The 12261-nt window shown below is 68.1% G+C and carries 13 protein-coding genes; 11 read left to right on the forward strand and 2 right to left on the reverse strand.

Annotated features, from left to right (window positions below):
• Window positions 1–24 precede the first annotated feature (24 nt).
• From G578_RS0104065 to G578_RS24610, 6 genes are all read left to right on the forward strand, one after another.
• Complete coding sequence (locus G578_RS0104065; RefSeq protein ID WP_028793170.1) at window positions 25–762, forward strand: proteasome-type protease; 738 nt, start codon at window positions 25–27, stop codon at window positions 760–762.
• Window positions 763–1026: 264 nt separating this feature from the next.
• Complete coding sequence (locus G578_RS0104075) at window positions 1027–1917, forward strand: class I SAM-dependent methyltransferase (protein WP_245565551.1); 891 nt, start codon at window positions 1027–1029, stop codon at window positions 1915–1917.
• A complete protein-coding gene (locus tag G578_RS0104080; RefSeq protein WP_028793172.1) occupies window positions 1910–2734 on the forward strand; it encodes a TrmH family RNA methyltransferase in 825 nt (274 codons plus the stop codon). Before G578_RS0104075 ends, G578_RS0104080 begins: the two co-directional genes overlap by 8 nt.
• Before the next feature lies 1 nt (window position 2735).
• Complete coding sequence (locus tag G578_RS0104085; RefSeq protein WP_028793173.1) at window positions 2736–3722, forward strand: RsmB/NOP family class I SAM-dependent RNA methyltransferase; 987 nt, start codon at window positions 2736–2738, stop codon at window positions 3720–3722.
• Entirely contained in the window at window positions 3719–4417 is a 699-nt protein-coding gene (rsmI, locus tag G578_RS24605; RefSeq protein ID WP_051243886.1) for a 16S rRNA (cytidine(1402)-2'-O)-methyltransferase, read from the forward strand. Before G578_RS0104085 ends, rsmI begins: the two co-directional genes overlap by 4 nt.
• A 278-nt stretch (window positions 4418–4695) precedes the next feature.
• Window positions 4696–5325: a hypothetical protein gene (locus G578_RS24610; protein WP_051243890.1), complete on the forward strand. Its 630-nt coding sequence runs from the start codon at window positions 4696–4698 to the stop codon at window positions 5323–5325.
• Window positions 5326–5331: 6 nt separating this feature from the next.
• On the opposite strand, the gene G578_RS0104100 is transcribed toward G578_RS24610, so the two are convergent.
• Window positions 5332–6354 carry an LLM class flavin-dependent oxidoreductase gene (locus G578_RS0104100; RefSeq protein WP_028793174.1) on the reverse strand — a complete coding sequence of 341 codons (1023 nt, stop codon included), beginning with the start codon at window positions 6352–6354 and terminating at the stop codon, window positions 5332–5334.
• Between the two features lie 250 nt (window positions 6355–6604).
• Here G578_RS0104100 and G578_RS24615 point away from each other — a divergent pair, with 250 nt between their 5' ends.
• Both G578_RS24615 and G578_RS0104110 read left to right on the forward strand, forming a co-directional pair.
• Window positions 6605–7489: a protein-methionine-sulfoxide reductase heme-binding subunit MsrQ gene (locus tag G578_RS24615; RefSeq protein WP_084618680.1), complete on the forward strand. Its 885-nt coding sequence runs from the start codon at window positions 6605–6607 to the stop codon at window positions 7487–7489.
• 47 nt (window positions 7490–7536) lie between these two features.
• On the forward strand, window positions 7537–8778 hold the full coding sequence (locus tag G578_RS0104110; protein WP_028793175.1) for an MFS transporter: 1242 nt from the start codon (window positions 7537–7539) through the stop codon (window positions 8776–8778).
• Here the strand turns inward: G578_RS0104110 and G578_RS0104115 are convergent.
• Entirely contained in the window at window positions 8769–9239 is a 471-nt protein-coding gene (locus G578_RS0104115) for a PAS domain-containing protein (protein WP_084618681.1), read from the reverse strand. The two genes, G578_RS0104110 and G578_RS0104115, sit on opposite strands and share 10 nt — an antisense overlap.
• Window positions 9240–9478: 239 nt before the next feature.
• Here G578_RS0104115 and G578_RS0104120 point away from each other — a divergent pair, with 239 nt between their 5' ends.
• The 3 genes from G578_RS0104120 to tnpA all read left to right on the forward strand — a co-directional run.
• Window positions 9479–10933 (forward strand): amidase, encoded by a 1455-nt coding sequence (locus G578_RS0104120; RefSeq protein ID WP_028793177.1) that lies wholly within the window; start codon window positions 9479–9481, stop codon window positions 10931–10933.
• Window positions 10934–11057: 124 nt separating this feature from the next.
• Window positions 11058–12050 (forward strand): pentapeptide repeat-containing protein, encoded by a 993-nt coding sequence (locus G578_RS28150; protein WP_051243893.1) that lies wholly within the window; start codon window positions 11058–11060, stop codon window positions 12048–12050.
• A 49-nt stretch (window positions 12051–12099) separates the two neighbouring features.
• Window positions 12100–12261: IS66 family insertion sequence element accessory protein TnpA (gene tnpA / locus G578_RS0104130; RefSeq protein WP_028793178.1), on the forward strand; the 162-nt coding region annotated here is incomplete at its 3' end.

Consider the following 12261-nt stretch of genomic DNA (forward strand, 5'->3'; position numbering starts at 1 on the left):
CGGGCGCCGGAGGGAGAGACCGACATGACCTACTGCCTTGGCATCCTCCTGCCGGAGGGCCTCGTGCTCGCTTCCGACTCCCGAACCAACGCCGGCGTCGACCAGATCGCCACCGTGCGAAAGCTCGCGATCCTGGAGAACCCGGACAAGGCGGTCATCGCCCTGATGTCCGCCGGCAACCTCGCCACCACCCAGACCGTGGTCACCACGCTGAAACAGGCGGCCGGCACCGGCACGCCCGACCGCGACCTGTTCCTGCATAATTCCATGTTCGACGTGGCCCAGACCGTCGGCGGCTTGCTGCGCCGGATCCTGGAGCGCGACGGGCCATACGTGGAGCGATTCGGCGACCCGAACGGCACCTTCCTGCTGGCCGGTCAGATCCGGGGCGAGCCGCCGCGGCTGTTCCAGGTCTATTCCGCCGGCAATTTCGTGGAGGCGACCCCGCGCAATCACTACCTCCAGATCGGCGAGACCAAGTACGGCAAGCCGATCCTCGACCGCGCCCTGCGCTTCGACAACGGACTAGCCCGGGCGGCCAAGCTGGCGCTGATTTCCTTCGACGCGACGATCCGAAGCAACCTGTCGGTCGGCCCGCCGATCGACGTGCTGTGCTACCAGACGGACAGTTTCTCCACGCGCAACCTGATCAAGTACAAGAACAGCGACCCGTACTTCACCGAGCTGAAGCAGCGCTATTCGGACGGCATCCAGGCCACGGTGGACGCCATCCCGGAACCGAGGCTGTGTCCGGAGGGGTGAGGGGGCGGTGACTGTCAACCTGGCGCACCAACCCGTCCAACTCTCCCCGTCGTCCTGATGACGATCAGGACCGTGCGGCCTCCCTCTCCACCTCTCCCGTCACCCTGAGGACCGTCAGGATCGGAAGCCGGTACCGCGGATAGGTCTGAAGCTCGGTCCTGATTTGCATCGGGACGACGGCGCCGGGGACTGCTGCCGAGCGGTTTGGATTTCGGCCCCGCCGGCGCTATTGTCCGGCCCGTCGCAACCCGCCGGATTTTCCACGTGCCGACCCTGTCTTCCTCCGAAACGCTCGTCGCCGAGCCCTGGCGCGACTACGCTCTGCTGGACAGCGGCGAGGGTCGAAAGCTGGAGCGCTTCGGCGCCCGCATCCTCGACCGGCCGGACAGCCAGGCGCTGTGGGCGCGCAGCCAGCCGGCCGAGGCCTGGGGCGCCGCCGATGCCCGCTTCACCGGCGGCAAGGACGAGGAAGGCCAGGGCAACTGGGACATCCTCAAACGCCACGCCGACAGTACCTGGCCGCTGACCTATGGCGACGTGCGCTGCGAGGCGCAGCTCTCCGGCTTCCGCCATGTGGGCATCTTTCCCGAGCAGCGGGTGCACTGGGACTTCATGGAAGAACGCGTGGGGCCGGAGTTCAGCCTGCTGAACCTGTTCGGCTATACCGGCCTCGCCTCGCTGCTGCCGGCGGCGAAGGGGGCGAAGGTCACCCATGTGGATGCGTCGAAGAAGGCGATCGCCTGGGCCCGCACCAACCAGGAGGCGTCGGGCATGGCCGAGGCGCCGGTGCGCTGGATCTGCGACGATGCCGCCCGCTTCGCCGCCCGGGAGGTACGGCGCGGCAACCGCTACGACGGCATCGTGCTCGACCCGCCGAAATACGGCCGCGGCCCGAAGAACGAGATCTGGCGCCTGGAGGAACAGTTGCCGACCCTGCTGGCCGATGTGCGGGCGATGCTGGACGGCGGATCGTCCTTCATGGTGCTGACCGCCTATGCCACCCACCTGTCGGCGATCACCCTGCGCCGGCTGGTCGAGGATGCGCTGGCCGGGCTGGGCGGTGCGATCACCCATGGCGAGATGACCATCCGGGAGGAGGGCAGCGGCCGGCTGCTGCCGACCTCGCTGTTCGTGCGGTGGGACCGCCATGGCTGAGCAGACACGGGCTGATCTCGTCATCACCAGTTCCGCCAATCCCGAGATCAAGGCGGTCAAGGCGCTGGCTACTAAGAAGGGCCGTCAGCAGCAGAACGCCTTCGTCTCCGAAGGCCTGCGCCATGTGGTGGAGGCGGCCCGCGCCGGCTGGGTGATCCGCCGGCTGATCGTCGCCGACACACAGGCGCCGAGCCCGGTGATGGACGAGGCGCGCCAGGCCTGCCTCGACGCCGGCGGCCGGGTGATCACCGTCAGCGGCGAGCTGATGACCCGCATCGCCAAGCGCGACAACGCCCAGAGCGTCATCGCCGTGATCGAACAGAAGACGTCCCCGCTCTCGGACGTCACGCCGGAGCCGGGGGCGTTGTGGGTGGCGCTGGAGAGCGTGCGCGATCCGGGCAATCTCGGCTCGGTCATGCGCAGCGCCGACGCCTTCGGGGCGAAGGGCGTGATTCTGGTCGGCCATACGGTCGATCCGTTCTCCATCGAGTCGGTACGCGCGACCATGGGCGCCATCGTCAACGTGCCCCTGGTGCGCTGCGACGCGGCGGCGTTCCTGGACTGGCGCACCTCCTGGCCGGGACGGGTCGTCGGCACCCACCTGGCAGGGCCGCACCGGCCCGAGGGCCTCCGCGCGCCGACGCCGACCGTGCTGCTGATGGGCAACGAGCAGGCCGGGCTGCCGACCGAAATGGCGCGGGCCTGCGATACCCTGGTGCGCATTCCGATGCGGCCGGGGGCGGACAGCCTGAACCTGGCGGCGGCGACGGCGATCATGCTGCACGGCCTCGCCGGCGGGGCCGGGGGGCTGGAGTAGCATGGCGAAGCGCCCCCATCCCGCCGACCAGCGCCGGCGCGACGCCTTCCTGGCCCGTGCGGCTTCCGTCTGGGAGGTGAAGCCCTATGAGGCCGAGCGGCTCGCCAGCGGAGGGCTGCGCTCCAGCGTGCGGATCAACCCGCTGAAATCCCGCTCCGTCGACGAGATCCGGGCCGATCTTGAATCGCTCACCGAGGTCGAGGCGATTCCCTGGTGCCCGAATGCCTTCCACATCCTGGGCGACCGCAAGGCGGTGACCGAGAGCGCGATCCATGCGGCCGGCGAGGTCTATGTGATGAACGCTGCGTCGCTGATCCCCGGCCTCGCCATGGACCCCCAACCCGGGGAGGACATCCTCGACATCTGTTCCTCGCCCGGCGGCAAGGCGGCCCATATCGCCGCACTCACCGGCAACAAGGCCCGGCTGCACGTCAATGACGGGATCAGGGCGCGTCTGAAGAAACTCCAGGAAGTGGTTGATTTGTTGGGTGTCGAGATCACAGATATGACGGAAATCCAGGGCCAGTACCTGGACAAGTTCCTCGACGCCACCTTCGACCGCATCCTGCTCGACGCCCAGTGTTCGGGCGAGGGCATGGCCGATCTGTCGCGGCCCGACGCGCTGAAATTCTGGACGCCCGACCGCATCGAGAAGATGAGCCGGCTGCAGCAGCGCATGCTGGTCGCCGCCTTCAAGCAGCTCCGCCCCGGCGGGGTGCTGGTGTATTCCACCTGCACCATCGCGCCGGAGGAGAACGAGGCCCCGGTCGACCATCTGGTCCGGCACAACGCCGACGCGGCGATCGAGCCGATCGGCGTCGACGTGCCGGAGGGCCGTCCCGGCCTCGCGAAATGGGAGGGGCGCAGCTACCATCCCGACCTGCGCCATGCCATGCGGGTGGTGCCGAGCGACTTTCTGGAGGCGTTCTTCGTCTGCCGGATCCGCAAGCTTCCCCCCGGCAAGCTGCCCACTGGAGAGACGGCATGATCGAGCTGGTGGCCACACCGATCGGCAACCTGGACGACCTGAGCCCGCGTGCCCGCGAGGCCTTCGAGAAGGCCGACGTGGTGGCGGCGGAGGACACCCGGCGCACCGGCCGGCTGCTGCAGGCGGCCGGGCTGAAGAAGCGCATGGTCGCCTATCACGAGCACAACGAGCGCCACATGTCCGCGACCCTGGTCGAATGGGCCGGGCAGGGCCAGCGGATCGCGGTGGCGACCGACGGCGGCACGCCGGGGGTCAGCGATCCGGGCTTCACCCTGGTACGCGCGGCGGCGCGGGCTGGCGTGGAGATCACCATGGTGCCGGGCCCGGTGGCCTTCGTGATGGCGGCGGTGCTGTCGGGTCTGCCGGTGCACGGCATCACCTTCCGCGGTTTCCCGCCGAAGAAATCCGGCCAGCGCCAGCGTTTCCTGGAAGTGGACCTCGCCAGCCCGCACACCCTGGTGCTGTACGAGAGCCCGCATCGCATCGGCAAGCTGGTGGACGCGTGTCTGGAGGTCTATGGCGACCGGCCCGCGGCCCTGGCGCGCGAGCTGACCAAGCTGCACGAGGAGGTGGTGCGCGGGCGGCTGAGCGAGGTGAAGGCGTTCCTCGCCGGTCGCGGCACCCAGCCGACCGGCGAATGCTGTCTGGTGATCGCCGGCGCCGAGGTCGCGGCGGACTGGTTCGAGGCGGAGTGACGCGCGTGCCCGGTTCGAACGGGCACCTTCATTCCTTCTCCTCGATATCTCCAACCCACCATCCCCTGCTCCCCGGCCTTGTGCCGGGGTGAGCGGGGCGGCGTGACGGGCAAGCGGCTGATTCTCACCGGCCCGTCCACCTCCCGGCGGTTGCCCCGGCACAAGGCCGGGGAGTGATGTGGGTTGGCCTGGGCGACATCGATCTCGGAACGATCCGCCTGCTGCGCCGTTAGCAGAAGGTCCCGCGCCGTGTGCGTTTCATGACCTCAGAGTGCCCCATGCTGTCCTGGATCCAGAACCACTCCCAGCTTCTCAGCGTCGGCGTGAACGCGGCGATGGTGCTGATCTGGCTGATCTATCTGCGGCTGTTCATCCAGACCATCCGCCGGAACGAGCGATCGTCCATCCTGATCACCCGCGGCGGCGGCCAGCGGGCGAGCGCCCATTGCATGATCTGCAACATGAGCGCCCAGATCATCTACGTGATGAGCGTCACCGTCTCGATCCGCTCCGACAACGGTGCCTCGACCCACCCGATCACCGATGTCCGCCGCCCGTCCGATACCGGCAAGGGCGGCGACGTGCGCGAGCAGACCCATCAGGGACCGCTGCAGCCCGGCGAGATGATGGATCTGGGATCGTTCGAGAGCGTGATCGAGCGCGCCTATGACAGCGCCGGCTCGGGCTCGCTGGACCTGGAGACCGGGCGCTACTGCGTCGAGATCCTGGTCATGGCCCACTACGCCTCCGAGAACCTGCCGATCGCCGCGACCCGCAGCTTCGACATCCGGCCGGACGGCGACGATCCGCGCATCGTCCCGAGCAGTCCACGCACCCGTCAGATCCGCTCCTCGCGCGAACGCAAGCGGCTCTGGAACACCCTGCGCGACGAGCTGTACGCCGACTGACCCCGGCTACTCCGCCGCCTGCGCCGCCGGGGCCAGGTCGTAGGCCTGGGCCAGCAGTTCGTAGGATTTCAGCCGGGCCTGATGGTCGTGGGTGATCGTCACCACCACTGCCTCGTCGACGCCGTAGCGCGCCATCACCGCGTCCAGCTTCTCGCGGACCTGCTCCGGGGTGCCGACGATGTTGCGGCGGCGGTGGAAGGCGGCGCGCTCGCGTTCGGACTCGGTGAAGTCGTAGTTCAGCGCCTCCTCCGGCGTCGGAATCGGGGTGATGTGGCCCTGGTCGAGCCGCACCCGCCACAGATCGCGCGAGGCGGCGTGGTACTTCGCCTCCTCCTCGGTCTCCGCACAGATCACGAAGACGCCGATATTGGCCTGGGGCTCGGACAGGGTCGAGGAGGGCTGGAACCGCTTCCTGTACATCTCCACCACCGGCTCGCCGCCCTCGGTGATGAAATGGGCGAAGGAGAAGGCGGTGCCGAAATGGGCCGCCACCTGGGCGCCCTGGTCGCTGGAGCCGAGCAGCCAGACCGGCGGCGAGGAGGGGCCGGCCGGCTGGGCGGTGACGCCGCGGAACGGGTGGTCGTCCTCCAGCCGCCCGTCCATCCAGTCCATCAGGTCCTGGACCTGGCGCGGGAAATACTCGATCGGGATCGGATCGCGGGTATAGGCGAGCGCCCGGGCGGTGCGCTGGTCGGAGCCGGGGGCGCGGCCGATGCCGAGATCGATGCGGCCGGGATACATCGCCTCCAGCATGCGGAACGTCTCCGCCACCTTCAGCGGCGCGTAATGCGGCAGCATCACCCCGCCGGACCCGACCCGGATCCGCCGGGTCTCGTTCGCCAGCCGGGTGATCAGGATCTCCGGCACCGAGCCGGCGAGACCCTCCGACGAATGGTGTTCGGCCACCCAGTAACGGTGGAAGCCCAGCCGGTCGGCCAGGCGGGCGAGCTCGATGGTTTCGGCGACCGCATCGCCCGGCGTGGCGCCGGCACGGATCGGGGACTGGTCGAGAACTGAAATCAGGGGCATGGCACCGGACAGGCTGTGAGGTCGATCGCCCCTTATGGTGGGGGTGTCGCGCGCCGCTGCCAACCGGTGCCGTGGCACGAGTGTCGTGAACCGCAGGCCTGGACCTACATAAGGCCCGGCCAGGATGCCGCGATGGTGATCGGCCGTGTGTCGCCGGATGCCTGGACGGCGGGGCGTCCGCCCCTCATGTTCGGCTCGACACCGCCGGCAAACCCCGGCGGACCAAGACAATTTCCATCGGAAGGATCGCATGGCGCTGTGGCATGACCGGGCCGGACGGGTTTCCGGACTGAAGATCGCGACGCTGGTCGCCGTGTCGGTCCCGGCGGTTCTCCTCGGTGCCGACGCGGTGCTGGGCGGGCTCGGGGCGCGGCCGTTCGACGAGGCGATCCACCGCAGCGGCGACTGGGCGATCCGCATCCTCACCGTCTCGCTCGCGGTCAGCCCGGCGATCCGGATCCTGTCCTATCCCCGGCTGATCTCCGTCCGCCGCATGCTCGGGGTCAGTGCGCTCGCCTACCTGCTGCTGCATGTCGGGCTCTACATCGCCGATCAGGGCTTCGACCTGCCGAAGGTCGCCAGCGAGGTCGTACTGCGGACCTACCTCACCATCGGGTTCGTGGCCCTGGTCATCCTGGCGGCGCTGGGCGCGACCAGCTTCGACGGCATGGTCCGGCGCCTGGGGCGGCGCTGGAACCAGCTGCACATGCTGGTCTATCCGGCGGCGGCCCTGGGGGCGGTGCATTTCTTCATGCAGACCAAGATCCAGGCCTACGAGGCCAGCCTGATCGCCGGCTTCCTGCTGGTGCTTGGGATGTATCGGCTGGCGGCAAAGCGCCGGATGTCCCTTACGTCGCCCCTGGTTCTCGCGGCGATCGCCGTGGCCGGCGGCCTGCTGACGGCCGGGGTCGAGGCGCTGTGGTTCTGGGCCGGCACCAGTGTGCCGCCGCTGCGGGTGCTGGAGGCGAACCTGATGCTGCCCGACACCATCCGGCCGGCCTGGTGGGTGCTGGCGGCGGGGCTCGCGGTCGCGCTGCTGCCGCTTCTGCTCACGCCGCTGCGCCGGCGCATCAGGGCGGGCACCCGGTCGACGGCCGAGCGGACGGCCGAGCGGACGGTAGAGCGGACGGCCTAGGCGCGTGGTGGGTAGGCAGGGCGGAACGGCCCTTCTAGACTTCGCCCATGCGCAAGACCGGCTCCAAGACTGGCTGGGCCGCTCTCGGCGTGCTCGCCCTCTGCTTTCTGCTGAATGCTCTGGCCCGCGGGGCGGGAGAGACCTACGCGGTCTTCCTGCTGCCGATCGGCGAGGAGACCGGTTGGCACCGTGCCGATCTCACCTCGGTCTATTCCGTCTACATGCTGGCCAATGGCCTGGCCTCGCCCTTCGTCGGGGCGGCGTTCGACCGGTTCGGCGGCCGTGCGCTCTATGTCTTCGGCCTGATCTCCCTGGGCGGCGGGTTCTGGCTCGCCGGGCAGATGCAGAACCTGTGGCACCTGACGATGACCGTCGGGGTCATGGGCGGGCTGGGGATCGCGTCCCTGGGCATGATTCCGGGCTCGATCCTGATCAGCCGCTGGTTCGACGCCCGCATGGGCACGGCCATGGCGATCGCCTCGGCCGGGCTCGGCACCGGCACCCTGGTGCTGGCGCCGCTGGCCCAGGTGATGGTGGACAGCGTCGGCTGGCGCGGCGGGTACGGGCTGATCGGCGGCACGATCCTGCTGCTCGCCGTGCCGGTGGCGCTACTGCCCTGGCGCCGGATCACGGCGGGGGTGGTCGAGCGCGCACCGGCGGCGAGTGCCGGGCTGCCGACTCAAGGCATCGCCCGGGCGATCCGGACCCGGCCGTTCTGGGCGCTGTTCTTCGCCTTCTTCTTCACCGCCGTGGCCGGATACGGCGTCGCCCTGCAGACCGTCGCCTATCTGGTCGAGCAGGGCTTCGCGCCGATCCAGGCCGCCAGCGCCTTCGGTTTCGCCGGCATGCTGTCGATCTTCGGCATGCTCGTGGTCGGGGCCGCCGCCGACCGCTACGGCAACCGGGTGACGGTCAGCGTCACCTATATCGCGACCCTGGTGGGGATCGTGTCGCTCGCCCTGGTGCAGGTGCATCCGGGCTTCGCCTTCGTCGTCGGCTTCGTGCTGTTCTTCGGCGGGTCCATGGGCGCGCGCGGGCCGATCATCTCCACCCTGGCCGCCACGATCTTCAGCGGGCGGGGCATCGGCGCGATCTACGGGACGATCACCACGGGGCAGGGGCTGGGGGCGGCGATCGGCACCTGGCTCGCCGGTTTCCTGCACGACCTCACCGGCGGCTATACGGTCGGCTTCGTGATCTCGAGCGGCTTCATGTTGGCGGCGATGACGGTCTTCTGGGTGGTGCCGGAACTGGCGACACGGCGGCGGCGTGACGACGCCTACTCGTAATGGGCGACCGCCATCAGCATGTCGATGGTGACCCCGTCGGCGGCCAGCGGCAGCACCAGGGAATGCAGGGTGCGGTAGGCGCGGCCGGTATTGCCCAGATCGTCCTGCAGGACGCGTGGCTGGCCGTCCTGGACGACGGGATCGAGCACCCGGTGGACCCGCGCCAGGCGGGCGTGGTCGTAGAGGTCCTCGAACCAGCGCCCGGTGCCGTCGCGGTTGCGCATGTCGACGATACCGGTCCCGACCAGCCGATGGCGGTAGCTCAGGTTCCCATGCTTCCGGTGGACCTCGATCAGATTGATCCAGGGCAGCAGCGTGCGCGGCATCTCCAGCGGGTCGATGTCGTGGCGCGACGGCACCAGGGACTCGCTCGGCTTGCGCGCGCGCCAGTAGGCATAGGCGGCCACGTGCGCGGGAGCTGTGAGATCCAGCTCAGCGGGCCAATTTTGGTCGCCATCCATTCCAGGTATCCGTGCCAAGTCACTCTGCGCCAAGGATTGACATACGACGGTATGCAGGAGTCGCGCGTCAACTGAAGTTTGTGCGATATCGCACACCCTATGATAATTTTCGCATTTTCGAAAGCCAGAGGCGCGACCGGATCGGTGAGTTGATCGCCGTGCGGGACTGGGTCACGCTAACGGCCCTGCCTGCAGGACCCGCCTCGACACCCCGTCCGTCCGTTTTCCGGAGCCGTCCCATGACCGACATCGCTTTCGCGCCCGCGCATGAACTCGCCGCCAAGATCCGCTCCAAGGAGATCGGGTCGCGCGAGTTGCTCGAGCACTATCTGGCGCGGGTGGAGAAGTACAATCCGCCGCTGAACGCGATCATCGCCACCGATTACGAGGGCGCGCGGAAGGCGGCGGACGACGCCGATGCCGCCCTGGCGCGGGGCGAGGTCTCCGGCCCGCTGCACGGCGTGCCGATGACCTTCAAGGAGAGCTACGACGCGGTCCACATGCCGACGACCTGGGGGTTGGAGCATCTGGCGAAGAATGTCCCCGACGAGGACAGCGTGCCCGTCGCCCGCATGAAGGCGGCCGGGGCGGTGGTGTTCGGCAAGACCAACGTGCCGGTCTTGCTGGCCGACTGGCAGAGCTTCAATCCGGTCTATGGCAGCACCAACAACCCCTGGGATCTGAGCCGCACGCCGGGCGGGTCCTCCGGCGGATCGGCGGCGGCGCTGGCGGCCGGGCTGACCGGGCTGGAGGCGGGATCCGACATCGGCGCGTCGATCCGCAACCCGGCCCATTACTGCGGCGTGTACGGCCACAAGCCGACCTGGGGCATCCTGCCGCCGCGCGGCCACGCGATGCCGGGCACCATCACCCCGTCCGACATCTCGGTGATCGGCCCGCTCGCCCGCTCGGCCGAGGATCTGGAGATCTCCCTCGACATCATGGCCGGACCGCACGGGCTCGACGCCGCCTGCTGGACCCTGACCCTGCCGGAAGCCACCCAGCGCGAGCCGGGCGACTTCAAGGTCGCGGTGGTGCTGGAGGACCAGAACCTCGACCAGGACACGGTGCTCACCGACGCCCTGCAGAAGGCGATCGATGCGCTGGCGGCCAAGGGCATGAAGATCGTGTCGGGCGCCAAGCCGGCCTTTGACACCAAGGAGGCGCACAGCCTCTATATCCGCCTGCTGCGCGCCGCCACCTCCGGCCGTGTGAACGACGAGGAGATGGCCAAGCAGCACGCGCTGCTGGCCGAGCTGGGCGACGACGACGACAGCTACATCTCCGAGATGGCGCGCGGCAACACCATGCTGCACCGCGACTGGATCAAGCTGAACAACCGCCGCAACCAGATGCGCGAGACCTGGCAGGCGCTGTTCGAGGAGGTCGACCTGCTGCTCTGCCCGATCGCCTCGACCACCGCCTTCCCGCACGACCAGGAGGGCGAGCGCATCCACCGCAAGATCGTGGTGAACAACAAGCTGGTGCCGGTGACCGACCAGCTCTTCTGGGCGGGCTACACCGGCGCGTTCAACCTGCCGAGCACCGTGGCGCCGGTGGGCCTGGCCAGCGACGGGCTGCCGGTCGGCCTGCAGATCGTCGCCCCGCACGGCCACGACAAGCGGGCCATCGCCTTCGCCAAGATGATGGAACGCGAAATCGGCGGGTTCGTCGCGCCGAAGGGCTACGAGTAACCGTCAGCCGGGCCGGTAGAGAAAGACCGGACGATAACCATGCGCGCTCCCGGACTCTTTGGGGCCTGCGCATCAACGCAGGGTACCATCCCGCTCAATTGCAGATTGAGAAGGGGAACGGGCCATGGCTGACGAGCCGATCAAACTTGGCAGGGACGACTCAATCGCGCTCTGGAAACAGGGGCGTGACGCATGGAATGCCTGGGTCGAGGCGAATCCGGTCGCAACGGTGCTTTTCACGGGCGTCAACTTCGGCGAGCTCGTTGCCGAGGGGGATGAGGTTTCGTTCTCTTGGTACAAGTTTCCGACTGGCCACGTCTCCTTCGCCAACACGACGTTTGGGGACGGCGGAGTATCCTTCCAGGGCGCGAGGTTCGAGGACGGAGAGGTCAACTTCTTCGGCGCGAAGTTTGGAAACGGCGAAGTCTACTTCGTCGGCGCGGCGTTTGGAGATGGCGATGTCTCCTTCGCCAGCGTGTCGTTCGGCGACGTCGACTTCCAAGACACGACGTTCGGGAATGGCGGCGTATCCTTCCAGGGCGCGAGATTCCGGGGAAGCCGCGTCTCATTCTACGGTGCGACGTTCGGGTACGGCAGCGTATCCTTCCAAGATTCGAGGTTCGGGGACTGCGGCGTATACTTCGCCAATACGACCTTCGGGGCCGGCCACGTCTCCTTCGCCAACGCGACGTTTAGGGACGGCGATGTCTCCTTCACCAATGCGACGTTCGGGGCCGGCAACGTCTCCTTCGCCAACGCGACGTTTGGGGCCGGCGACGTCAACTTCGCCAACGCGAGGTTCGGGGACGGCGACGTCTACTTCGTCAACGCGACGTTCGGGGATGGCGACGTATACTTCGTCAACGCGAGGTTCGGAGGCGGCGACGTTTCATTCGCCCACACGGCCTTCGGGGCCGGCGCCGTTTCCTTCACCGGCGCAAGCGTTGGAGGCGCCTTTGTGTTTTCTCCGCAAACCAGTGCAGGCGCCAAGCGTTTGAGGGCGCTCTCGTTTCGGAGATGCCGGTTCGACGGCGTTGTGATTCTGGAAGGTATCTTTTCCTGCATACCCAACTTGCGCAGCACGATCACGCAAGGGCATGTTGACCTGCTCCCCTGAAACTTCCGCATTGTGAGGTTAGTCTGTTCCTCTGACGAGGAGATGGACGATGAAGCGCAGTCGGTTCAGCGAGGAACAGATCATTGGGATCCTGAAGGAGCATCAGGCAGGCCTGTCGGCGGCGGAGCTTTGCCGCAAACACGGGATCAGCGATGCGACCTTCTACAAGTGGCGTTCGAAGTACGGCGGCCTTGAGGTGTCGGAGGCGAAG

Source organism: Thalassobaculum salexigens DSM 19539 (assembly GCF_000423805.1).
In the GTDB taxonomy this organism is placed as follows: Bacteria; Pseudomonadota; Alphaproteobacteria; order Thalassobaculales; family Thalassobaculaceae; genus Thalassobaculum; species Thalassobaculum litoreum.

Excerpts from the sequence above, each read along its gene's own strand:
- G578_RS0104065 (WP_028793170.1), top strand. The coding sequence starts at position 25 with ATGACCTACTGCCTTGGCATCCTCCTGCCGGAGGGCCTCGTGCTCGCT.
- G578_RS0104080 (WP_028793172.1), top strand. The coding sequence starts at position 1,910 with ATGGCTGAGCAGACACGGGCTGATCTCGTCATCACCAGTTCCGCCAAT.
- G578_RS0104085 (WP_028793173.1), top strand. The coding sequence starts at position 2,736 with ATGGCGAAGCGCCCCCATCCCGCCGACCAGCGCCGGCGCGACGCCTTC.
- rsmI (WP_051243886.1), top strand. The coding sequence starts at position 3,719 with ATGATCGAGCTGGTGGCCACACCGATCGGCAACCTGGACGACCTGAGC.
- G578_RS24610 (WP_051243890.1), top strand. The coding sequence starts at position 4,696 with ATGCTGTCCTGGATCCAGAACCACTCCCAGCTTCTCAGCGTCGGCGTG.
- G578_RS0104100 (WP_028793174.1), bottom strand. The coding sequence starts at position 6,354 with ATGCCCCTGATTTCAGTTCTCGACCAGTCCCCGATCCGTGCCGGCGCC.
- G578_RS24615 (WP_084618680.1), top strand. The coding sequence starts at position 6,605 with ATGGCGCTGTGGCATGACCGGGCCGGACGGGTTTCCGGACTGAAGATC.
- G578_RS0104110 (WP_028793175.1), top strand. The coding sequence starts at position 7,537 with ATGCGCAAGACCGGCTCCAAGACTGGCTGGGCCGCTCTCGGCGTGCTC.
- G578_RS0104115 (WP_084618681.1), bottom strand. The coding sequence starts at position 9,239 with ATGGATGGCGACCAAAATTGGCCCGCTGAGCTGGATCTCACAGCTCCC.
- G578_RS0104120 (WP_028793177.1), top strand. The coding sequence starts at position 9,479 with ATGACCGACATCGCTTTCGCGCCCGCGCATGAACTCGCCGCCAAGATC.
- G578_RS28150 (WP_051243893.1), top strand. The coding sequence starts at position 11,058 with ATGGCTGACGAGCCGATCAAACTTGGCAGGGACGACTCAATCGCGCTC.